Origin of the sequence: Pseudomonas sp. AF03-9 (assembly GCF_020515815.1) — a bacterium.
Taxonomy (GTDB): domain Bacteria; phylum Pseudomonadota; class Gammaproteobacteria; order Pseudomonadales; family Pseudomonadaceae; genus Aquipseudomonas.
Genome location: NZ_JAHPJF010000002.1, coordinates 676,940 through 697,002 on the forward strand (window position 1 = coordinate 676,940; position 20,063 = coordinate 697,002).

19 protein-coding genes are annotated in these 20,063 nt (G+C 61.8%); 7 read left to right on the forward strand and 12 right to left on the reverse strand.

Annotated features, from left to right (window positions below):
* Positions 1–128 precede the first annotated feature (128 nt).
* The 4 genes from LIY36_RS06815 to LIY36_RS06830 all read left to right on the forward strand — a co-directional run bounded on the left by LIY36_RS06815 (position 129) and on the right by LIY36_RS06830 (position 4,185).
* The gene (locus tag LIY36_RS06815; RefSeq protein WP_192296721.1) at positions 129–611 is read left to right on the forward strand and encodes a sigma-70 family RNA polymerase sigma factor; all 483 of its coding nucleotides are present in this window, start codon (positions 129–131) and stop codon (positions 609–611) included.
* Between the two features lie 119 nt (positions 612–730).
* Entirely contained in the window at positions 731–2,068 is a 1,338-nt protein-coding gene (locus tag LIY36_RS06820; RefSeq protein WP_226455200.1) for a lysine N(6)-hydroxylase/L-ornithine N(5)-oxygenase family protein, read from the forward strand.
* A gap of 66 nt (positions 2,069–2,134) precedes the next feature.
* Positions 2,135–3,355 (forward strand): putative DNA modification/repair radical SAM protein, encoded by a 1,221-nt coding sequence (locus tag LIY36_RS06825; RefSeq protein WP_226455201.1) that lies wholly within the window; start codon positions 2,135–2,137, stop codon positions 3,353–3,355.
* On the forward strand, positions 3,352–4,185 hold the full coding sequence (locus LIY36_RS06830) for a TIGR03915 family putative DNA repair protein (RefSeq protein WP_226455202.1): 834 nt from the start codon (positions 3,352–3,354) through the stop codon (positions 4,183–4,185). Before LIY36_RS06825 ends, LIY36_RS06830 begins: the two co-directional genes overlap by 4 nt.
* A 57-nt stretch (positions 4,186–4,242) precedes the next feature.
* Here the strand turns inward: LIY36_RS06830 and LIY36_RS06835 are convergent, their stop codons facing one another.
* From LIY36_RS06835 to ctlX, 7 genes are all read right to left on the reverse strand, one after another.
* Positions 4,243–4,740 (reverse strand): Lrp/AsnC family transcriptional regulator, encoded by a 498-nt coding sequence (locus LIY36_RS06835; RefSeq protein WP_192296717.1) that lies wholly within the window; start codon positions 4,738–4,740, stop codon positions 4,243–4,245.
* Positions 4,741–4,745: 5 nt separating this feature from the next.
* A complete protein-coding gene (locus LIY36_RS06840) occupies positions 4,746–5,576 on the reverse strand; it encodes an ABC transporter ATP-binding protein (protein ID WP_225595206.1) in 831 nt (276 codons plus the stop codon).
* 3 nt (positions 5,577–5,579) lie between these two features.
* On the reverse strand, positions 5,580–6,293 hold the full coding sequence (locus LIY36_RS06845; protein ID WP_192296716.1) for an ABC transporter permease: 714 nt from the start codon (positions 6,291–6,293) through the stop codon (positions 5,580–5,582).
* Positions 6,290–6,991: an ABC transporter permease gene (locus LIY36_RS06850; RefSeq protein ID WP_192296715.1), complete on the reverse strand. Its 702-nt coding sequence runs from the start codon at positions 6,989–6,991 to the stop codon at positions 6,290–6,292. The genes LIY36_RS06845 and LIY36_RS06850 overlap by 4 nt, the downstream gene beginning before the upstream one ends.
* A 138-nt stretch (positions 6,992–7,129) precedes the next feature.
* A complete protein-coding gene (locus tag LIY36_RS06855) occupies positions 7,130–7,909 on the reverse strand; it encodes an ABC transporter substrate-binding protein (RefSeq protein WP_192296714.1) in 780 nt (259 codons plus the stop codon).
* 245 nt (positions 7,910–8,154) lie between these two features.
* Positions 8,155–9,198 carry an ornithine cyclodeaminase gene (locus LIY36_RS06860; RefSeq protein WP_226455203.1) on the reverse strand — a complete coding sequence of 348 codons (1,044 nt, stop codon included), beginning with the start codon at positions 9,196–9,198 and terminating at the stop codon, positions 8,155–8,157.
* Positions 9,199–9,209: 11 nt separating this feature from the next.
* Positions 9,210–10,136: a citrulline utilization hydrolase CtlX gene (ctlX, locus tag LIY36_RS06865; RefSeq protein WP_226455204.1), complete on the reverse strand. Its 927-nt coding sequence runs from the start codon at positions 10,134–10,136 to the stop codon at positions 9,210–9,212.
* Between the two features lie 287 nt (positions 10,137–10,423).
* Between ctlX and LIY36_RS06870 the strand changes: the two genes are divergently transcribed.
* Complete coding sequence (locus LIY36_RS06870; RefSeq protein ID WP_226455205.1) at positions 10,424–11,317, forward strand: GNAT family acetyltransferase; 894 nt, start codon at positions 10,424–10,426, stop codon at positions 11,315–11,317.
* A 135-nt stretch (positions 11,318–11,452) separates the two neighbouring features.
* Here LIY36_RS06870 and LIY36_RS06875 read toward each other — a convergent pair whose 3' ends face one another.
* From LIY36_RS06875 to LIY36_RS06895, 5 genes are all read right to left on the reverse strand, one after another.
* Entirely contained in the window at positions 11,453–12,472 is a 1,020-nt protein-coding gene (locus LIY36_RS06875; RefSeq protein WP_226455206.1) for a branched-chain amino acid aminotransferase, read from the reverse strand.
* A 173-nt stretch (positions 12,473–12,645) separates the two neighbouring features.
* Entirely contained in the window at positions 12,646–14,022 is a 1,377-nt protein-coding gene (gene lpdA, locus LIY36_RS06880) for a dihydrolipoyl dehydrogenase (protein ID WP_226455207.1), read from the reverse strand.
* A 3-nt stretch (positions 14,023–14,025) separates the two neighbouring features.
* Complete coding sequence (locus LIY36_RS06885) at positions 14,026–15,279, reverse strand: dihydrolipoamide acetyltransferase family protein (RefSeq protein WP_192296707.1); 1,254 nt, start codon at positions 15,277–15,279, stop codon at positions 14,026–14,028.
* On the reverse strand, positions 15,280–16,338 hold the full coding sequence (locus tag LIY36_RS06890; protein ID WP_192296706.1) for an alpha-ketoacid dehydrogenase subunit beta: 1,059 nt from the start codon (positions 16,336–16,338) through the stop codon (positions 15,280–15,282). It lies immediately after the preceding gene.
* A gap of 1 nt (position 16,339) precedes the next feature.
* Positions 16,340–17,575, reverse strand: coding sequence for a 3-methyl-2-oxobutanoate dehydrogenase (2-methylpropanoyl-transferring) subunit alpha (locus LIY36_RS06895; protein ID WP_226455208.1), 1,236 nt, complete (start codon positions 17,573–17,575; stop codon positions 16,340–16,342).
* 195 nt (positions 17,576–17,770) lie between these two features.
* On the opposite strand from LIY36_RS06895, the gene bkdR reads away from it, so the two are divergent.
* Positions 17,771–18,253, forward strand: a complete 483-nt coding sequence (gene bkdR, locus LIY36_RS06900) for a Bkd operon transcriptional regulator BkdR (RefSeq protein ID WP_192296704.1) — start codon at positions 17,771–17,773, stop codon at positions 18,251–18,253.
* A gap of 180 nt (positions 18,254–18,433) precedes the next feature.
* A complete protein-coding gene (locus tag LIY36_RS06905; RefSeq protein ID WP_226455209.1) occupies positions 18,434–20,059 on the forward strand; it encodes a methyl-accepting chemotaxis protein in 1,626 nt (541 codons plus the stop codon).
* Positions 20,060–20,063: the final 4 nt, after the last annotated feature.

The following is a 20,063-nucleotide window of genomic DNA, read 5'->3' on the forward strand; positions in this document are numbered from 1 at the left end:
ACAACACTTCTTTAAAAGTAGATGAGAATTACTATAAATTGCACGCACCCAAACTGCCATCATCGTTTGGGTATCTTTTCTTACAGTGCACAAGGAACGGATGCCGCCTCTTCCGGCGGTCGGGAGTCATGTTGGAAAACTACTATCGCGAGCTGGTGTGTTTCCTCAACGCCAAGCTGGGCAACCGACAGGTGGCCGAGGATGTGGTGCATGACGCTTATGTCCGGGTGCTGGAGCGCTCCAGCGACACGCCGATCGACCAGCCACGCGCGTTTTTGTACCGCACGGCGCTGAACCTGGTGATCGACGGGCACCGCCGCAACGCGTTGCGCCAGGTCGAGCCGCTGGAAGTGCTGGACACCGAAGGGCGCTTCGCCAACTCATCGCCCCACGCCAGCCACGCCCACGAGCAGCGCCTGGCGATGGTGGAGCGGGCCCTGGCGGAACTGCCCAAGGCCTGCCGCGACAGCTTCCTGCTGCGCAAGCTCGACGGCCTGTCCCACCCGCAAATCGCTGAGCGCCTGGGGATTTCCCGCAGCCTCGTGGAAAAACACATCGTCAACGCGATGAAGCACTGCCGGGTACGGATGCGCGAGTGGGACGCACACTGAGCGCTGATCGGTTAAATTTTATTTCACTGTCCTCGTTTCCTATCAACACACGACCTGTTGTGCAGGTCTTGAAGGTATTCCCGCCCCACCGCCAAGGGGCTTATCCAGAGGACACTGGAATGACACAGGCAATTGCTTCGCCCGCGGTTCACGACCTGATCGGTATCGGTTTCGGCCCTTCGAACCTGGCGCTGGCCATCGCCCTGCAGGAGCGCGAAAAAGCCCAGGGCAAACTCGACGTGCTGTTTCTCGACAAGCAGGCGGACTACCGCTGGCACGGCAATACCCTGGTGACCCAGAGCGAACTGCAGATTTCTTTCCTCAAGGACCTGGTGACCCTGCGCAACCCCACCAGCCCTTATTCCTTCGTCAATTACCTGAAAACCCACGGGCGCCTGGTGGATTTCATCAACCTGGGCACCTTTTATCCGTGCCGCATGGAATACAACGACTACCTGCGCTGGGTCGCCGGGCAGTTCCAGAGCCAGGCGCGCTACGGCGAGGAAGTGCTGGCCATCGAGCCGATCCTGCATCAACAGCAGGTTGAAGCGTTGCGCGTGATCTCCCGCGACGCAGTGGGCGAGCAGCATGTGCGTACCACCCGTTCGGTGGTGGTCAGCGCCGGGGGCACGCCGCGTATTCCCGAGGCGTTCAAGGCGCTCAAGGGTGACGGCCGGGTGTTCCACCATTCCCAGTACCTGGAGCGCATGGCCCAGCAGCCCTGCATCGACGGTAAGGCGATGCGTATCGCGATCATCGGCGGTGGCCAGAGCGCGGCCGAGGCGTTTATCGACCTCAACGACGGCTTCCCGTCGGTGCAAGTCGACATGATCCTGCGCGGTTCGGCGCTCAAGCCGGCGGATGACAGCCCGTTCGTCAACGAAGTGTTCTCGCCGGCGTTCACCGACCTGGTGTTCCAGCAGGTGGGCGAGGAGCGCGAACGCCTGGTCGCCGAGTACCAGAACACCAACTATTCGGTGGTGGACCTGGATCTGATCGAGCGCATCTACGGCATCTTCTACCGCCAGAAAGTCTCCGGTATCGCGCGCCAGGCGTTCCGCACCATGACCGTGGTCGAGAAAGCCACGCCTGGCCCGCTGGGTATTGAACTGGTGCTGCGCAACAACGCCAACGGCGAAACCTGCGTCAACCACTACGATGCAGTGATCCTCGCCACCGGCTACGAGCGCCAGACCCATCGCGCCTTGCTGGCACCGCTGGAAGCCTACATGGGCGACTTCGAAGTGGCTCGCGATTACCGCATCGTCACCGACGAGCGCTGCAAGGCCGGCATTTATATCCAGGGCTTCAGCCAGGCCAGCCATGGTTTGAGCGACACGCTGCTGTCGGTACTGCCGATCCGTGCCGATGAAATTGCCGCGTCGTTGCACGAAAACGACCGCAGCCGTGGCCAGGAGCGTTCGGTGAAAGACCTGCTGCTCGCTACCGCGAGCTGACAGGCTGCACTTGTGACATAGGGGGGCTGCTGATACTGTACAAAAAACCAGTATCGGTAGCCTTCCATGCAGTTGATCGAAAAACTCAGCATCCTCGCCGACGCCGCCAAGTACGACGCTTCCTGCGCCAGCAGCGGCGCGCCCAAGCGCAGTTCCGAGGGCAAGGTCGGGCTGGGCTCCACCGACGGCATGGGCATCTGCCACAGCTACACACCGGACGGGCGCTGCGTCTCGCTGCTCAAGGTGTTGCTCACCAACTTCTGCCTCTACGACTGCCAATACTGCGTCAACCGCCGCTCCAGCGACGTGCCCCGCGCACGCTTCAGCCCGGAGGAGGTGGTGACCCTCACCCTGGATTTCTACCGGCGCAATTGCGTCAGCGGGCTGTTTCTCAGCTCCGGCATCATCCGTTCCTCCGACTACACCATGGAACAGTTGGTACGCGTCGCCAAACTGCTGCGCGAGGAGCATGACTTCCGCGGCTACATCCACCTCAAGACCATTCCCGATGCCGACCCGGCGCTGATCGCCGAGGCCGGGCGCTATGCCGACCGGCTGAGCGTGAACATCGAGTTGCCCACCGAAGCCAGCCTGCAGACCCTGGCGCCGGAAAAGAAGATCGTGTCGATCAAGCAGGCCATGCAGACCATCTACACCGGCGAGCAGACCGTATTCAACGAGCCGCGCGCGCCGCGTTTCGCACCAGCGGGGCAGAGCACGCAGTTGATCGTCGGCGCCGACGACACCGACGACAGCACCATCCTGCATGGAGCCGAGGCGTTGTACGGCAGCTTCAAGCTGCGCCGCGTGTACTACTCGGCGTTCAGCCCCATCCCCAACAGCCCGAAAAGCGTACCCCTGGCCGCGCCACCGCTGATGCGCGAGCACCGCTTGTATCAAGCCGATTTCCTGCTGCGCAGCTACGGCTTCAACGCCAACGAACTGTTCAAGGGGCCCGGTCACCTGGCCCTGGATATTGATCCCAAGCTGGCCTGGGCCCTGGAAAACCGCGACGTCTTCCCCCTGGACCTCAACCGCGCCGAACCGACCTTGATCGCACGCATTCCCGGCATTGGCCTGCGCACCACCCAACGGCTGGTAGACCTGCGCCGTGAACGCAAGATCCGCTTCGAAGACCTCGCACGCATGCGCTGCGTGCTAGCCAAGGCCAAGCCGTTTTTCATCACCAGCGACTACCACCCGCAACAGGCCGACAGCACCAGCGTGCTGCTGCGCGAGCAATTGCGTGATCGTCCGCAGCCGCAGCAAATGGGCTTGTGGGGATGATCAGCCTGGAATGCGACAACCTGTTCAGCACCTGGCGCGACCAGGCGCGCTGGCTGCTCAGCCATCAGGTCGATCCCAGCCAGGTAAGCTGGGGCGAAGCCGAGGTGGCCGACCTGTTTGCCACTGACGAGCCGATCCCCGCAGGGCTTGGTCCGTTCCAGACGCGGGTGCCCAAGGCGCTGCTCGAATTGCTCGAGTCGGCCGCCTGCTATCACGGCGAGCAGCGTTGGAGCCTGTTGTATGAAGTGTTATGGCGCGTGAGTCATGGCGACCGCACGGCGATGCTTGCGGGGGACAAATTGGGCAGCGAGTTGCAGCGGCGGATCAAACAGGTCAGCCGAGAGGCGCACCACTTGCATGCGTTTGTGCGCTTTGTTGCGCTGCCGGCCGGGGCAGGGCCCGAATTACCGGAGTACGTGGCGTGGCATGAACCGGCACACGACATCTTGAAAACTGCCAGCCAGCATTTTGTCGGGCGCATGGGGCGCCATCGCTGGATGATCGCCACGCCGTTGGACGGGGTGTATTACGACGGCGAGCAGCTGATCCACCAGCGTGAATGCCCCGAGGCGTGGCGGCAGTTGGCGCAGAATGTCGAGGACCCCCACAGTGAGATGTGGTTGACCTACTACAGCCACATCTTCAATCCGGCGCGCTTGAACCCCAAGGTGATGGAGGGGCATTTGCCCAGTCGGTTCTGGAAGAACCTGCCGGAGGGCAAGTTGATCCCGGGGTTGATCAGCGAGGCGCGCACGGGCAAGCAGAAGGACGGGCAGGCCAAACTGATTGGCGCCAAACCCGGTAAACGAATCTCAAGCGGGCACGCATAAAAATGTGGGAGCGGGCTTGCTCCCACAAGGGTTATGCAGTGTTTGGTGAGTTGCCTTTCAGGTCAGCTCTGTGGCGGTGTTCTTGACGACGGCCAACTCCGGATGCGCCACCAACTTATCGATATGCAACTCGTCATTGTTCAACCAGGTCTCCGTCAGCACCCGGTAATGCTCCATGTCCCGGCAGCGCATGCGCAGGCTGTAGTCGAACGGCCCGCTGATCAGCTGGCATTCGAATACCTGCGGGCAGTTTTTCACGCAAGCTTCAAACGCCTTCTGCGCCGAGCGCCCGCTTTGGTTGGACAAGGCCACCAGCACCAGCAGTGACAGCCCCGGCGAGACCATCTGCACATCGATGATCGCCCCGTACCCGCGAATCACCCCGCGTCGCTCCAGCTTGCGCACCCGTTCCAGGCAGGGCCTGGGCGTGAGGTGCACCAGCGACGAGAGCTTTTCGTAGGTGATGCGCCCCTGGTGACGCAGCACTTCGATGATGGCTTCATCGATGCGATCCAGCGCAGGGGAGGTATGGGGTCCGTTGGCCTTGGTATCCATGGGTTTCACTTCAAACGGTTGGAAAGAAATTGCTGCAAGCGTTCGCTCTTGGGGTGGTCAAGGATCTCGGCGCCGCCTTGTTCCTCGACACGGCCCTGGTGCAAGAACAGCACTTGGCTGGACACCTGGCGGGCAAAGCCCATTTCGTGGGTGACCATCAGCATGGTACGACCTTCCTCAGCCAACGTCTGTATGACTTTGAGGACTTCTCCTACAAGTTCCGGGTCGAGGGCCGAGGTGGGTTCATCGAACAGGATGATCTCCGGTTCCATGGCCAGGGCGCGGGCAATCGCCACGCGTTGTTGCTGGCCGCCCGACAGGAAGGCTGGGTACTGATCGGCCACGCGGCCCGGCAGGCCGACCTTGTCCAGGTACATCCGCGCGCGTTTTTCCGCCTCGGCGGCGCTGACGCCCAGTACCCGGCGTGGGGCCATGGTGATGTTTTCCAGCACGGTCATGTGGCTCCACAGGTTGAAGTGCTGGAACACCATGGCCAGGCGCGTGCGCAGGTTTTGCAGTTGGGCCTGGTGCGGCGCGCGGGTGCCGGCGCGACCTTGCTGCATTTCGATGCTGATGCCGTCGAGCGTGATGACCCCGGCGTCGGGTTGTTCGAGAAAGTTGATGCAGCGCAGCATCGTACTTTTACCCGAGCCGCTGGCGCCGATCAGGCTGATCACGTCGCCGTTGCGGGCGTTGAGGGACACGCCCTTGAGCACCTCGTGTTCGCCATAGCGTTTGTGGATGCCTTCGACTTGCAGCTTGACGGCGGCGGTGGCGGCTTTGGCCACGGGTACATCCAGAGGGTATGCGGCCAGGGCCTGCGCGGACTGATTCATGGGTTAGCCTCGGGTAGGAACAAGAAAACGCATCCAGCGACGTTCGGCCAGTCGGAACAGGCCCACCAGTGCAAAGGACAGCAGCATGTAGAGCAGGGCGGCGATGCCAAAGGCCTGGAACGTGAGGAACGTCTCGGCATTGGCGTCGCGGGCCACCTTGAGGATGTCGGCGACGGTGGCGGTAAACGCCAGGGACGTCGCGTGCAGCATCAGGATCATTTCATTGCTGTAGGCCGGCAATGCGCGGCGCAGGGCCGCTGGCACCACCACGAACAGGTTCAGCCGCCAGCCGTGCAGGCCGTAGGCGCGGGCCGCTTCGATTTCGCCGTGAGGAATATTGCGGATTGCCCCGGCGAAGATTTCCACGGTGTAGGCGCAGGTGTTCAGCACAAACGCCAGCAGGGTGCAGTTCAGCGCATTGCGGAAAAACTGGTTGAGCAGCGCGTTGTCCTGCACCACCTCCAGGCTGTACAGCCCGGTGTAGCAAATCAGCAGTTGGATATACAGCGGTGTGCCGCGAAACAGGTAGGTGTAGACCTCCACCGGCCAGCGCAGCCAGAAGTGCTCCGAGACCCGCGCGAGCGCCAGGGGGATCGACAGGCAAAAGCCGAACACCACCGAGATGATGAACAACCACAGGGTCATGGCCACGCCGGACAACCCCGCGCCATCGCTGAACAGGTAGGCCAGGCCGTATTGCTGGAACAGTTCGATCATCGCGCCATCCCCTTGATGCCGAGGTTGTAGCGCCGTTCGAGGCGCTTGAAGATGCGGTTGGACAGGGTGGTGATCACCAGATAGACCAGGCCCGCGAGGATCAGGAAATACAACGGCTCGTTGGTGGTCTTGCCGGCGTTTTGCGCGGCCTTGACCAGATCCGACAGGCCGATGATCGATACCAGCGCGGTGGACTTGAGCAGCACCAGCCAGTTATTGCCCAGGCCCGGCAGGGCAAAGCGCATCAGTTGCGGGAACAGCACCAGATGGAAGCGCTGCCAGCGACTCAGGCCGTAGGCGGTGGCCGCTTCCAGTTGGCCGACGGGTACGCTGAGGATCGCGCCGCGGAAGTTCTCGGTGAAATACGCGCCGTAGATAAAGCCCAGGGTCACCACCCCGGCGGTAAACGGGTCGATTTCAAAGTAATCCCAGCCGGCCATTTCGCTCAGGTCGTTGAGCCACAGTTGCAGGCTGTAGAAGATCAGCAGGATCAGCACCAGGTCCGGCACGCTGCGGATCAGCGTGGTGTACAGCGTGGCCGGCACCCGTAGCCATCTGACGCTGGACAGCTTGGCACCAGCGGCGATCAGGCCCAGGACGAGGCTGAGGGCCAGGGCGAGGAACGCCAGCTTGAGCGTCATCCACGCGCCTTGGGCGAGCATGGGGCCGTAGCCTTGCAAGTTTAGGAATTCGTTCATGGAGGGAGTATCTCTGAAGGGCACAGATATCCCCCTGTGGGAGCGGGCTTGCTCGCGAAGACGGAGTGTCAGTCACTGGATGTGTGTCTGGCACATCGCCTTCGCGAGCAAGCCCGCTCCCACAGGGTCGGTGTTGGCTTACTCGTTGTAGATGTCCTGATCGCCGAAGTATTTCTTCTGGATCTGTGCGTAGGTGCCATCCGCTTGCACCGCCGCGATGCCTTTGTTGATCAGCGCGCGCAATTCCTGGTCGTTCTTGCGCAGGCCCATGGCGATGTCCAGCGGCAGGGTGGGGTCTTTGAACGCCGGGCCGGTCTTGAAGTCGGCGCCTTCCGGCTTGGACAGGAAGTTGAGTTGGGCTTCGAGCTTGTCGGTCAGGGTCGCATCAAGGCGGCCGTTCTGCAGGTCGGCATAGTTCTGGTCCTGGGACTGATACGCCTTGATCTGCGCGCCGAGCTTGGCCAGGTGTGCACGGGCGTAGGCCTCTTGCAGCGAACCTTGCAGCACGCCGACTTGCTTGCCTTTCAACGACTCGGGGGTGTCGCCGAAGTCGGCGCTCTTGCGGGTGATCACCGAGGTCGGGCTGAGGAACAGGCGGTCAGTGAAGTCGATGATTTTTTCGCGGGCCGGGGTCACGGCCATGGACGACATGATGGCGTCGAACTTGCGCGCACGCAGGGCCGGGATCATGCCGTCGAATTCGTTGTGCACCCAGGTGCATTTGACTTCGAGCTTGGCGCAGATGGCGTTGCCCAGATCGATGTCGAAACCTTGCAGGCTGCCGTCGGCGGCCACGGATTCGAAGGGCGGGTATTCGGGGAAGACGCCGAAGCGGATTTCTTTCCACTCCTGGGCGTGGGCGGCGGTGGCGCACAGTGGCAACAGCAACGCAGCGAAGAGTGATCGCAGTGGAGTCATGGTGTAGTCCCTATATTTTGTAATTGATGTCAGGGCAGTAAATGAGTTGAAACAAATCGTTCTTGTTGGCGGAGAGAATGCTTCAAGGTGGTGCGTTTTTTGTGTCGTTTACCCCTCGCATAAAGCGCGAATTGCGCTGTTAAAACAGGCAATGCAGCGGAATCGGCTGTGACACCCGCTGAATCGGCTTTTCATCCCTTAAAAACTGGCCCGCCCTCGGTGCAAAGCGGCAGGCCAGAGCGGTCTCAGGCGCGCTTTTTCTGCTGTGCGACCGGCTGGGCCAGACGCGCAAACAGGTCTTTCGGGTCGGCCAGGTCCGGCACCAGTTCAAGGGTGCTGCCCACGTCCAGGGCTGTGGCCACATCCAGCACGTAGCGCAGCGCCGAGTAGTCTTCGATGGCAAAACCCACCGAGTCGAACAAAGTGACCTGGCGTGGGTTTTCGCGGCCAGGTTTTTGCCCGTTGATCACTTGCCACAGCTCGGTCACCGGCGAATCTTCCGGCATGTGCTGGATTTCACCTTCGATACGGCTTTGCGGCTCGTACTCGACGATCACGCGGGCACGCTCGACGATACGTCGGTCCAGCTCGGTCTTGCCGGGGCAGTCACCGCCGACGGCGTTGAGGTGCATGCCCGGTTCGATCATGTCGTCGGTCAGGATGGTCGCGTAGGCCTTGTCGGCAGTGACGGTGGTGACGATGTCCGCGCCTTTCACTGCGTCAGCCACGCTGCTGGCCAGGATCACCTTGATTGCCGGGAACGCCTTGAGGTTGGCCGCCAGCTTGGCGGTGGCCTTGGCGTCGATGTCGAACAGGCGGATTTCATTGATGCCGAGCATGGCGTGGAAGGCCAGGGCCTGGAATTCACTCTGCGAGCCGTTGCCGATCAGTGCCATGCTGCGGCTGTTGTCCCGTGCCAGGTAGCGCGCCACCAGCGCCGACGTGGCGGCGGTGCGGATCGCGGTGGTCAGGGTCATTTCCGCCAGCAGCACCGGTTTGCCAGTGTCTACATCGCCCAGGGCGCCGAAGGCCATCACGGTGAGCATGCCGGCCTGGGTGTTTTTCGGGTGGCCGTTGACGTACTTGAAGGCGTACAGCGAGGCATCCGACACCGGCATCAACTCGATCACACCGTCCGGCGAATGGTTGGCCAGGCGTGCACACTTTTCGAAGTCCTGCCAGCGCAGGTAGTCGGCGCGGATGTACTCGGCCATCTCGCTGATGCAGGTTTGCAGGCCTTTTTGCGACACCAGGTAGCTGAGGTCGTTGACGTCGATGTAACGGGTCATGGCAAGACTCCTTATTGAAATGAGGGACGGGCTGGCAGGTGCACTTCCGCCAGCATGCAGCGGGCACTGCCGCCGCCGATGCGTTCGATGTTGTCGATATTCACCACCACCGGCCGGGTGTGGCGTTCCACATGCGCACGCTGCGCCGGTTGCAGGGCACCCCAGGCGCTGGCCGACATCACCAGCAGCGGTTGGCCGTCGCGGTCGTGGACTTCGAGCATGTTGCCGGCGAAGGCTTCGAGCTGGTCGAAGTCGAGGGCGAGGATGTCCTTGCCGGTGTCGCGCAGCGAGCGTTCCAGGGCCAGGCGTTCGTCGGCATCCGGCAGGGCTTGCAGGCACACCACCGAGAGGTCGCGGCCGACGCTCATCATCACGTTGCTGTGGTAGATCGGCGCGTGGTGGCGGTCGACGGCGTGGAATACGCAGAGCTGGTAGTCGAGGCGCTCGGCGAACTGGCGCAGGGCGTCGTGATGGGTGCGCCCGGAGTGGCAGGCGTAGCTGATGCGGTGCTGACGGTCGAGCACCATGCTGCCGGTGCCTTCGAGAAAGATGTTCTGTTGTTCCAGGTGGCTGAGGTCGATGGTGCTGTTGATCGCAAAGCGTTGTTCCAGCACTTGCAGCACGCCTTTGTTGCGTTCCAGTCGGCGGTTCTGGCCTTCCATCGGGTACAGCACCAGGCTGCCGTCGGCGTGGCTGCTCCACCAGTTGTTGGGGAAGATCGAGTCGGGGGTGTGGGGCGCCGGGGTGTCCTGCACCACCAGCACTTCGACGCCGTGCTGGCGCAGGGTGTCGACATAGCCGTCGAACTCTTCCAGCGCTTTCTGCTGTGCACTCAGTGGGTCGACGGGCTGGCGTTGGAAACGGTTGTTGATCGCGGTGTCCGGGTTGAAGGCAAAGCGCGCCGGGCGAATCATCAAGACGGTGTTGGTGGTTTGCATGGGTGCACGAATCCATGAGGTTGAGCTGTGGGACTATTTTGTGGGTTGTGCGGGATGAATCCCGGCTGAAACGAGGGGGCGGCTCAGCCGGGAAAGCTGAAACTGTGGGTGGCGCGACCGAATCGGCTGCCGGCTGTGGAATGCAATCAAAAATGTGGGAGCGGGCTTGCTCGCGAATGCGGTGTGTCAGTAACAGATGAGCTGGCTGATCCACCGCATTCGCGAGCAAGCCCGCTCCCACATTGGTATTGTGGCGTTTGCTAAAACGCCGTCAGCCAGGAGGAATCATGCCTACCGCCGTTCGTCTCGCCCAACCCGCCGATGCCGAGGGCATCAGCCAGGTCATCCTGGCTGCCCTGCACAGCAGCAACGCGAAGGATTACCCGGCAGACGTGATCGCCCGGGTTGCGAGCAACTTCACCCCCGATGCGGTACTGGCCTTGCTGACGCGCCGGGTGGTGCTGGTGGCGGTGCAGGACGACGTCATCGTCGCCACGGCGGCGCTGGATGCCAACGTGGTGCGCTCGGTGTTCGTCAACCCGGCGCTGCAGGGGCAGGGGATTGGCCGGTTGTTGATGAGTGAGATCGAACGGCGCGCCCGAGAAGCCGGGGTGACGGTATTGAACGTGCCGTCTTCACTGACGGCCGAGCCGTTCTATACCAAGCTGGGTTTTCACACCGTGCGCGATGTCTATCACGGCAACGAGCGGACGCTGGTAATGGAAAAGACGCTGCTGTCGCGCCACCCCATCGGGCCGTATCGCGACCGCCAGCACCGGGCGCAGGTGGTGGCTTTGTGGCAGGAGGCATTTGGGTATGACACGGCGCACAACCTGCCGACCCTGGCGATCGATAAGAAGCTGGCGGTCAACGACGGGCTGTTTTTTGTGGCCACGGATAAGAAGGCCGTGATCGGGACGATTCTTGCCGGTTACGACGGCCATCGTGGCTGGCTGTATTCAGTGGCGGTGCATGCCGATTATCGGCGGCATGGCCTGGGGTCTTCGCTGGTGCGCCATGCGGAACAGGCGTTGACGGCGCTGGGTTGCATGAAGATCAACCTGCAGATATCCGGCGGAAACGAGGCGGTGACGGGATTCTACGAGGCGTTGGGGTATGGGGTGGAGCCGCGGATCAGCATGGGCAAGAAGCTTACGCAGAATATCCCTACTCAATCTTGAGAGCACTGAAAACAATTGTGGGAGCTGGCTTGCCTGCGATGGCGGTGGGTCAGTCAATTTATTCAGTAACTGACAGACCGCCATCGCAGGCAAGCCAGCTCCCACACTGGTCCTGCGGTGTTGCTGGGGCAGTGATCAGACCTTGACGATCCAACCCTCTGGCGCCTCAACATCGCCGGTCTGCACGCCGGTCAGCTCTTTGTAGAGTTTCTGGGTGATCGGACCCACTTCAGTCTCGCTGTGGAACACATGCAGCTTGCCGTTGTAATGGATACCACCGATCGGCGAGATCACCGCTGCGGTACCACAGGCGCCGGCTTCCTTGAACTGGTCCAGCTTGTCGATGAACACTTCGCCCTCGACCACTTCCAGGCCCAGGCGGGTCTTGGCCAGTTCGATCAGCGACAGGCGGGTGATGCCTGGCAGTACCGAAGGCGACTTCGGCGTGATGAACTTATTGTCGTGGGTGATCCCGAAGAAGTTGGCCGAACCGACTTCCTCGATTTTCGAGTGGGTCATCGGGTCCAGGTAGATCGCGTCGGCGAAACCGGCTTTCTTCGCTTCCGAACCTGGCATCAGGCTGGCGGCGTAGTTGCCACCGACCTTGGCGGCACCGGTGCCTTGTGGCGCGGCGCGGTCGAAGGTGGAAATCTGGAAGTTGTGGGGCACCAGGCCGCCTTTGAAATAGGCGCCGACCGGGATGCAGAACACCGAGAAGATGAACTCCGGCGCGGTGCGCACGCCGATGTTGTCACCGGTGCCGATCACGAACGGGCGCAGGTACAGCGCGCCGCCGCTGCCGTACGGCGGGATGAACCGCTCGTTGGCCGCGACCACTTGTTTGCAGGCGTCGATGAACACGTCGGTCGGCACATGCGGCATCAGCAGGCGGGCGCAGCTGCGTTGCATACGGGCGGCGTTCTGGTCCGGGCGGAACAGGTTGATCGAACCGTCCTTGCAGCGGTAGGCCTTGAGACCTTCGAAGCACTGCTGGCCATAGTGCAGGGCAGTGGAGCCCTCGCTGATGTGCAGCACGTTGTCGTCGGTCAGGGTGCCTTCTTGCCATTCGCCGTTTTTCCAGACCTGGAGAAACCGCTTGTCGGTCTTGATGTAGTCAAAACCCAGCTTGTCCCAATTGATGCTTTCGTTACCCATGACACCCTCTATCTTTGGTCAAGTCGGTTTTTTTCTGAATGGGCGCAACAATACTTCATTCTTGGCTTGGTGTGGGAGCGGGCTTGCTCGCGAATGCGGTGTGTCAGTCAGCAGATTTATTGACTGATCCACCGCATTCGCGAGCAAGCCCGCTCCCACAGGGGGTTGCGGTTCTACAGGTGCAACGCGTGCCCCAAGGCTCTCAAAGCCGTTTCCTGCACGGCCTCGCCCAGGGTCGGGTGGGCATGGATCGTGCCCGCCACATCCTCCAGGCGCGCGCCCATTTCCAGGCTCAGGCCAAAGGCGGTGGACAGCTCGGACACGCCGACGCCAACCGCTTGCCAGCCGACGATCAGGTGGTTATCGCGACGTGCCACCACTCGCACGAAGCCGGTTTTCGACTCCAGGGTCATCGCCCGGCCATTGGCGGCGAAGGGGAAGCTCGACACGATGCAGTCCAGGCCTGCGGCCTTGGCTTCATCCGGGGTCTTGCCGACCACCACCAGTTCCGGGTCGGTAAAACACACCGCCGGGATCGCTGCCGGGGTGAACTCGCGATGCTTGCCGCTGATCAGTTCGGCGACCATTTCGCCCTGGGCCATGGCCCGGTGCGCCAGCATCGGCTCGCCGCTTACATCACCGATGGCCCACACGTTGCGCATGCTGGTCTGGCAGTGCTGGTCGATCTTGATCGCGGCGCCGTTCATCTCCAGGTCCAGCGCCTCAAGGTTCCAGCCCTGGGTGTTGGGTTTGCGACCAACGGCGACCAGCACCTGATCGGTGCCCAGTGACAAGGTCTCGCCGTTCGGATCACGCACTTGCAGGCGGCCGTCGGCAAACCCGGTGACGCTGTGCTTGAGGTAAAGCTTCATCCCCAGTTGCTTGAGGGATTCGTTTACCGGCGCCGTCAGCTCGGCGTCATAGGCCGGCAGGATACGATCCTGCGCCTCGACCACACTGACCTCGGCACCAAGCTTGCGGTAGGCAATCCCCAGTTCCAGGCCGATGTAACCGCCACCCACCACGATCAGCCGCTTGGGCACGCGGGTCGGTGCCAGGGCTTCGGTGGACGAGATGATCGGCCCGCCAATCGGCAGCATCGGCAGGTTGACGCTTTTCGAGCCGGTGGCCAGCAGCAGGTGTTCGCAGCGGATGCGCTGGTCGCCGACATCGACGGTCTTGCCGTCGACCACGCTGGCCCAGCCGTGGATCACCTGCACTTTGTGTTTCTTGAGCAGTGCGGCAACGCCGGTGGTCAGGCGGTCAACAATGCCGTCCTTCCATGCCACGCTTTTGCGGATGTCCAACGTCGGCACATCCACATCGATACCCAGGGGCGAACCTTGGCTGAGGTGCACGGTTTGCTGGAATTGCTCGGCCACATGGATCAAGGCCTTGGACGGGATGCAGCCGATATTCAGGCAAGTCCCCCCCAGCGCCTGGCCTTCTACCAGGATGGTCGGGATGCCCAGTTGGCCGGCGCGAATCGCCGCCACATAACCGCCGGGGCCGCCGCCGATAATCAGCAGCGTCGTGTTCAACGTTTGCATGACTTACTCCAAAAACAGGCTGGCGGGTTGTTCGAGCAGGCCGCGAATGGCCTGGATGAATTGCGCCGCGTCCATGCCATCGACCACGCGATGATCGAAGGAGCTGGAGAGGTTCATCATTTTGCGCACCACGATCTGGCCCTTGATTACCATCGGCCGCTCGACGATTCGGTTGACGCCGACGATGGCCACTTCCGGCAGGTTCAGCACCGGCGTGCTGACGATGCCGCCCAACGCGCCCAGGCTGGTCAGGGTGATCGTCGAGCCGGACAGCTCGTCACGGCTGGCCTTGCCATTGCGCGCGGCGGTGGCCAAACGCGCGATCTCCTCGGCGTTGCCCCACAGGCTGCGGGCTTCAGCGTGACGCACCACCGGCACCATCAGGCCGACGTCGCTCTGGGTGGCGACGCCCACATGCACCGCGCCGAGGCGGGTGATGACCTGGGCTTCGTCGTCGTAACGCGCGTTGATCTGCGGGAAATCGCGCAGCGCAACAACCATGGCACGCACGATGAATGGCAGCAGGGTCAGCTTGCCGCGTGTGGCGCCGTGTTTTTCGTTGAGGTGCACACGCAGCTCGTCGAGGGCGGTCACGTCGATTTCTTCCACGTAGCTGAAATGCGCGGCGCGGCGGGTGGCGTCCTGCATGCGCTGGGCAATCTTGCGGCGCATGCCGATCACCGGGATCTGCTCTTCGCTGTTGCGTTCGGCATAGGGGTTGGCGGTGGCTGAAGCCTTCGCTGTGCCTTGTTGCAGGTAGGCGTCGAGGTCTTCGTGCAGGATTCGCCCGGCCGGGCCCGTGCCCTGGACCAGGCGCAACTGAATCCCGGCGTCCAATGCGTGCTTGCGCACGGCCGGGGAGGCCAGGGGACGTTCGTCGGCTGCACGGCAAACAGGTGCCGGCGCGGGTTTGCTGACAACGGCAGCCGGCGCGGGCTTGGCTTCTACCACAGGTGCCACGGGCGCCGCTTTGGGCGCCTCCTTTATCACCGGCGCGTCCTTGGCATTGCCCGCGCCTTCCACTTCAATGCTGATCAAGATACTGCCCACGGCCATGACTTCACCCGGCTCGCCGCCGAGGGCGATCACCTTGCCGTGCACCGGCGAGGGAATATCCACCATCGCCTTGTCGGTCATCACATCCGCCAGCACCTGGTCTTCAACCACCATGTCGCCGACTTTCACATGCCACACCGACAGTTCAACTTCCGCGATGCCTTCGCCAATGTCCGGCATCTTGATTACGTGCGTGCCCATTCAGACCTCCATGACCCGTTTCAACGCCGCGCCCACACGGGACGGCCCTGGGAAATACGCCCACTCTTGCGCGTGCGGGTAGGGGGTGTCCCAGCCGGTGACGCGTTCGATCGGCGCTTCCAGGTGGTGGAAGCAATGCTCTTGCACCAGCGCCACCAGCTCGGCGCCAAAGCCGCAGGTGCGGGTGGCTTCGTGCACCACCACGCAACGCCCGGTCTTTTTCACCGACTTGACGATGGTCTCCAGGTCCAGCGGCCACAGGCTGCGCAGGTCGATGACTTCGGCGTCGATGCCGGTTTCTTCGGCGGCGACTTGCGACACGTACACGGTGGTGCCGTAGGTCAGCACGGTCACGGCGGAACCCGGACGCACGATGGCGGCCACGTCCAGCGGCACGGTGTAGTAACCGTCCGGCACTTGCGCTTGCGGGTGTTTCGACCACGGCGTCACCGGACGGTCGTGGTGGCCGTCGAACGGGCCGTTGTACAGGCGCTTGGGCTCGAGGAAGATCACCGGGTCGTCGTTTTCGATCGAGGCGATCAGCAGGCCCTTGGCGTCATAGGGGTTGGACGGCATCACCGTGCGCAGGCCGCAGACCTGGGTGAACACCGCTTCGATGCTCTGGCTGTGGGTCTGGCCGCCGTAGATGCCGCCGCCGCAAGGCATGCGCATGGTCAGCGGCGCGGTGAACTGGCCGGCCGAGCGATAACGCAGGCGCGCGGCCTCGGAGATGATCTGGTCGGTGGCGGGATAGACGTAGTCGGCGAACTGGATCTCGGCCACCGGGCGCAGGCCGTAGGCGCCCATGCCCACTGCGACGCCGATGATGCCGCTTTCGGAGATCGGTGCGTCAAACACCCGCGAGCTGCCGTACTTGCCCTGCAAACCTTCGGTGCAACGGAACACGCCACCGAAGTAACCGACGTCCTGGCCGAACACCACCACGTTGTCGTCACGTTCGAGCATCACATCCATGGCCGAGCGCAGCGCCTGGATCATGGTCATGGTGGTGGTGGTCATGGCGGTTTCCACTTCGATACTGTTGTTGTGATCGTTCATGTCAGACCCCCAACTCTTGACGCTGGCGCTTCAAGTGCTCCGGCATCTCTTTATAGACGTCTTCGAACATGGTCGCGGCGCTTGGAATCTGGCCGCCGGCGAGGGTGCCGTACTGTTCGGCTTCTTTTTGCGCGGCGATGACTTCGGCTTCCAGCTGCGCGCTGACCGCGGTGTGTTCCTCTTCGGACCACTGGCCAATCTTGATCAGGTGCTGCTTGAGGCGGGCAATCGGATCGCCGAGGGGGAAGTGGCTCCAGTCGTCGGCCGGGCGGTATTTGGACGGATCATCCGAGGTGGAGTGCGGACCGGCACGGTAGGTGACCCACTCGATCAGCGTCGGCCCCAGGTTGCGCCGCGCCCGTTCGGCGGCCCAGGCGGAGGCGGCGTACACCGCGATGAAGTCGTTGCCGTCCACGCGCAGGGAGGCGATGCCGCAACCGACGCCGCGTCCGGCGAAGGTGGTGGCTTCACCGCCGGCAATCGCCTGGAAGGTGGAGATGGCCCACTGGTTGTTGACCACGTTGAGGATCACCGGCGCGCGGTACACGTGGGCGAAGGTGAGGGCGGTGTGGAAGTCGGATTCGGCGGTGGCGCCGTCGCCGATCCAGGCGGACGCAATCTTGGTGTCGCCCTTGATGGCCGAGGCCATGCCCCAGCCCACGCCCTGTACGAATTGGGTAGCGAGGTTGCCGGAAATGGTGAAGAAACCGGATTCCTTGACCGAGTACATGATCGGCAACTGGCGGCCCTTGAGCGGATCGCGCTCGTTGGACAGCAGTTGGCAGATCAGGTCCACCAGCGGCACTTCGCGGGCCATCAGGATGCTTTGCTGGCGGTAGGTGGGGAAGCACATGTCGTCGATGTTCAAGGCCAGGGCCTGGGCGCTGCCGATGGCTTCTTCGCCAAGGCTCTGCATGTAGAACGACATTTTTTTCTGACGCTGGGCGACCACCATGCGGTTGTCGAAGATGCGCGTCTTGAGCATGGCGCGCATGCCTTTGCGCAGGATCTCCACTGGCACGCCTTCGGCCCACGGGCCGAGGGCCTGGCCCTGGTCGTCGAGCGCGCGGATCAGGCCCTTGGCCAGGTCGGCGGTGTCGGCGGGTTCTACGTCGATGGCGGGTTTGCGCACGGTGCCGGCGTCGGTCAGGCGCAGGTACGTGAAGTCGGTCTTGCAGCCTGGGCGGCCCGAGGGTTCGGGAACGTGCAGGCGCAGTGGTTCGTACTGCTGGGTCATGGCTTTCTACGCTCTATCTTGTGAATTTCTTGTAGTGGGCGCGCTAGCTGACAGTCAGACCCCGGGTAGGGGAAATCTTGTCCTACAACAATCATAGGCGGGGCGTGGGAGAATATTTATCTGTGTTTCGTTGCGCTCGCGATCATTTGCGGATAAAAAAACTGCATAAACATAATAAACAGGTGATTTTGTCTCATGCGCAAACTGGACCGTACCGATATCGGCATTCTCAACGCCTTGCAGGAGAACGCCCGCATCACCAACGCCGACCTGGCCCGCTCGGTCAACCTGTCGCCCACGCCGTGTTTCAACCGGGTCAAGGCGATGGAAGAGTTGGGCTTGATCCGCGAGCAGGTCACGCTGCTGGACCCGGATTTGTTGGGGCTGCACGTGAATGTGTTTATTCATGTGAGCCTGGAGAAGCAGAACGAACTGGCGTTGCAGCAGTTTGAAGGCGCGATCTCGGATCGGCCGGAAGTGATGGAGTGCTACCTGATGGCGGGTGACCCGGATTATCTGATCCGGGTGCTGGTACCGACGATCCAGTCACTGGAGCGCTTCATGATGGACTTTTTGACCAAAGTGCCGGGTGTGGCGAATATCCGCTCCAGTTTTGCCCTTAAACAAGTGCGTTATAAAACTGCGCTGCCTTTACCGCGCGATGGCCTGATGGTGTGAATATCGGCAGAAGGCGGTCGCGTTTAATCTGATGTTTAGCTAAGCAATGATATGGGTCATTTTTATTCGCGCTAATTAATAAAAAATTGCATGACGGCTCACGCTTTTTTCACATACTTTTAAACAAAGTTAAACCTGTCAGGTCGTGTCCCATGCGACCAAGGGGAAGGGTGAGCCAAGATGTCCATGAGATCCTTGAAGTTGAACTTTCGTACCACATTGTGCTTCGGTGTGGTTTGTCTCCTGCTGTTAATACAGGGCGCGATGACGCTGATAAAAGTCGATAAGGTTTATTCATCGACGGTTGAAATCGAAAGTAACTGGCTGCCCAGTATTCGCCTGGCGGGCCAGATAGATTCCACGTTCTACAAACTTCGCCTGGATCTGCGTCGTTACGCCATGGAGTTCCCTGACAAGGACCCGGCCTCCCTGGAAAAACTCAAGGCTGTTCGCGCCGAAGTACTGCAGATTGCCGAAAGCTATGCGCCGATGGTGTCGAGCCCCGAGGAGCAAGCCAAGTACAACGACGCACTCAGCGAGATCAAGAATTACAGCCAGAAAATGGATGAATTCCTCGCGCAAGCCGCCACGTTTTCCCCGGAACAAATGTCGGTGTACCTGCGCGACGTCAACGGCCCTATCGCCCGTGAAGTGCAGGGCTCCATCAATGACCTGATTGTGCTCAATGAACAGGGGTCCAAGGCGGCCGTGCAAGTCGCGGCGAGCGAACACGATGCGGCCCGCTTGTTCACTTGGGTGCTGATGGCCAGCTCGGTATTGATCGCGGTGGTCGTCGCACGGTTGTTTGCCGGCAGCATCATTGGCCCGGTGCGTGAGCTGATGATCGCGACCGGCAAAATCGCCGACGGTGATTTGCGCGTGGCGATTGCCATCAGCGGCAAGGACGAACTGACCGAGCTACAACGCTCGACTGCCACCATGCAAATGAACCTGAAAAGCACCTTGCAGCATATCTCGGAGGCATCCGGGCAGTTGGCTTCGGCTGCGGAAGAAATGAGTGCGATCACCCGTGAATCCACCGCTGGCATCGAGCGCCAAAGCATGGAGACCGACCAGGCGGCGACGGCGGTCAACGAGATGACGGCGGCCGTGGAGGAAGTCGCGAGGAATGCGGTCTCCGCTTCCCAGTCGACACAAGACTCCCAGCGCTCGGCAAGCGTAGGCCAGGAGCGCGTGACGCAAACCATCGCCTCGATCGAAAAACTCAGTGCCACGGTGCAGCAGACCGGCGTGGAAGTCGAAGGCCTGGCCAAGCAGGCTCAGGACATCGCCCGGGTGGTCGAAGTGATTCGCTCCATCGCCGAGCAGACCAACCTGCTCGCCTTGAACGCGGCGATTGAGGCGGCAAGGGCCGGCGAGCAGGGCCGGGGCTTTGCGGTAGTGGCCGACGAAGTGCGGGCGCTGGCCCACAGAACGCAAACGTCGACCCAGGAAATCGAACAGATGATTGCGAAAATCCAGGCCTGTTCGAGCGAGGCGGTGGCGTCCATGGTCCTCAATCGCAACGAAGCGGTGGATTCGCTGAAGGTCGCCCATGAAGCCGGCGTGGCCATTACCCAGATCACCCAGGCCATTACCGACATCAACGAGCGCAACCTGATGATTGCGACGGCCTCGGAAGAGCAGGCCCATGTTGCCCGGTCCGTCGATCAGAACCTGATCAGCATCCGCGACCTGTCCATCCAGAGTTCGTCGGCGGCCGGGCAAACGTCGGTGGCCAGTCAGGAACTGTCCCGACTCGCCGTGGACCTCAAGCAGATCGTCGCGAAGTTCGCCGTGAGTTGATCGT

Excerpts from the sequence above, each read along its gene's own strand:
- LIY36_RS06890 (WP_192296706.1), bottom strand. The coding sequence starts at position 16,338 with ATGAACGATCACAACAACAGTATCGAAGTGGAAACCGCCATGACCACC.
- LIY36_RS06835 (WP_192296717.1), bottom strand. The coding sequence starts at position 4,740 with ATGGATACCAAGGCCAACGGACCCCATACCTCCCCTGCGCTGGATCGC.
- LIY36_RS06850 (WP_192296715.1), bottom strand. The coding sequence starts at position 6,991 with ATGAACGAATTCCTAAACTTGCAAGGCTACGGCCCCATGCTCGCCCAA.
- LIY36_RS06815 (WP_192296721.1), top strand. The coding sequence starts at position 129 with ATGTTGGAAAACTACTATCGCGAGCTGGTGTGTTTCCTCAACGCCAAG.
- LIY36_RS06830 (WP_226455202.1), top strand. The coding sequence starts at position 3,352 with ATGATCAGCCTGGAATGCGACAACCTGTTCAGCACCTGGCGCGACCAG.
- LIY36_RS06870 (WP_226455205.1), top strand. The coding sequence starts at position 10,424 with ATGCCTACCGCCGTTCGTCTCGCCCAACCCGCCGATGCCGAGGGCATC.
- ctlX (WP_226455204.1), bottom strand. The coding sequence starts at position 10,136 with ATGCAAACCACCAACACCGTCTTGATGATTCGCCCGGCGCGCTTTGCC.
- bkdR (WP_192296704.1), top strand. The coding sequence starts at position 17,771 with ATGCGCAAACTGGACCGTACCGATATCGGCATTCTCAACGCCTTGCAG.
- LIY36_RS06820 (WP_226455200.1), top strand. The coding sequence starts at position 731 with ATGACACAGGCAATTGCTTCGCCCGCGGTTCACGACCTGATCGGTATC.
- LIY36_RS06840 (WP_225595206.1), bottom strand. The coding sequence starts at position 5,576 with ATGAATCAGTCCGCGCAGGCCCTGGCCGCATACCCTCTGGATGTACCC.
- lpdA (WP_226455207.1), bottom strand. The coding sequence starts at position 14,022 with ATGCAAACGTTGAACACGACGCTGCTGATTATCGGCGGCGGCCCCGGC.
- LIY36_RS06875 (WP_226455206.1), bottom strand. The coding sequence starts at position 12,472 with ATGGGTAACGAAAGCATCAATTGGGACAAGCTGGGTTTTGACTACATC.
- LIY36_RS06860 (WP_226455203.1), bottom strand. The coding sequence starts at position 9,198 with ATGACCCGTTACATCGACGTCAACGACCTCAGCTACCTGGTGTCGCAA.
- LIY36_RS06825 (WP_226455201.1), top strand. The coding sequence starts at position 2,135 with ATGCAGTTGATCGAAAAACTCAGCATCCTCGCCGACGCCGCCAAGTAC.
- LIY36_RS06895 (WP_226455208.1), bottom strand. The coding sequence starts at position 17,575 with ATGACCCAGCAGTACGAACCACTGCGCCTGCACGTTCCCGAACCCTCG.
- LIY36_RS06845 (WP_192296716.1), bottom strand. The coding sequence starts at position 6,293 with ATGATCGAACTGTTCCAGCAATACGGCCTGGCCTACCTGTTCAGCGAT.
- LIY36_RS06905 (WP_226455209.1), top strand. The coding sequence starts at position 18,434 with ATGTCCATGAGATCCTTGAAGTTGAACTTTCGTACCACATTGTGCTTC.
- LIY36_RS06855 (WP_192296714.1), bottom strand. The coding sequence starts at position 7,909 with ATGACTCCACTGCGATCACTCTTCGCTGCGTTGCTGTTGCCACTGTGC.
- LIY36_RS06885 (WP_192296707.1), bottom strand. The coding sequence starts at position 15,279 with ATGGGCACGCACGTAATCAAGATGCCGGACATTGGCGAAGGCATCGCG.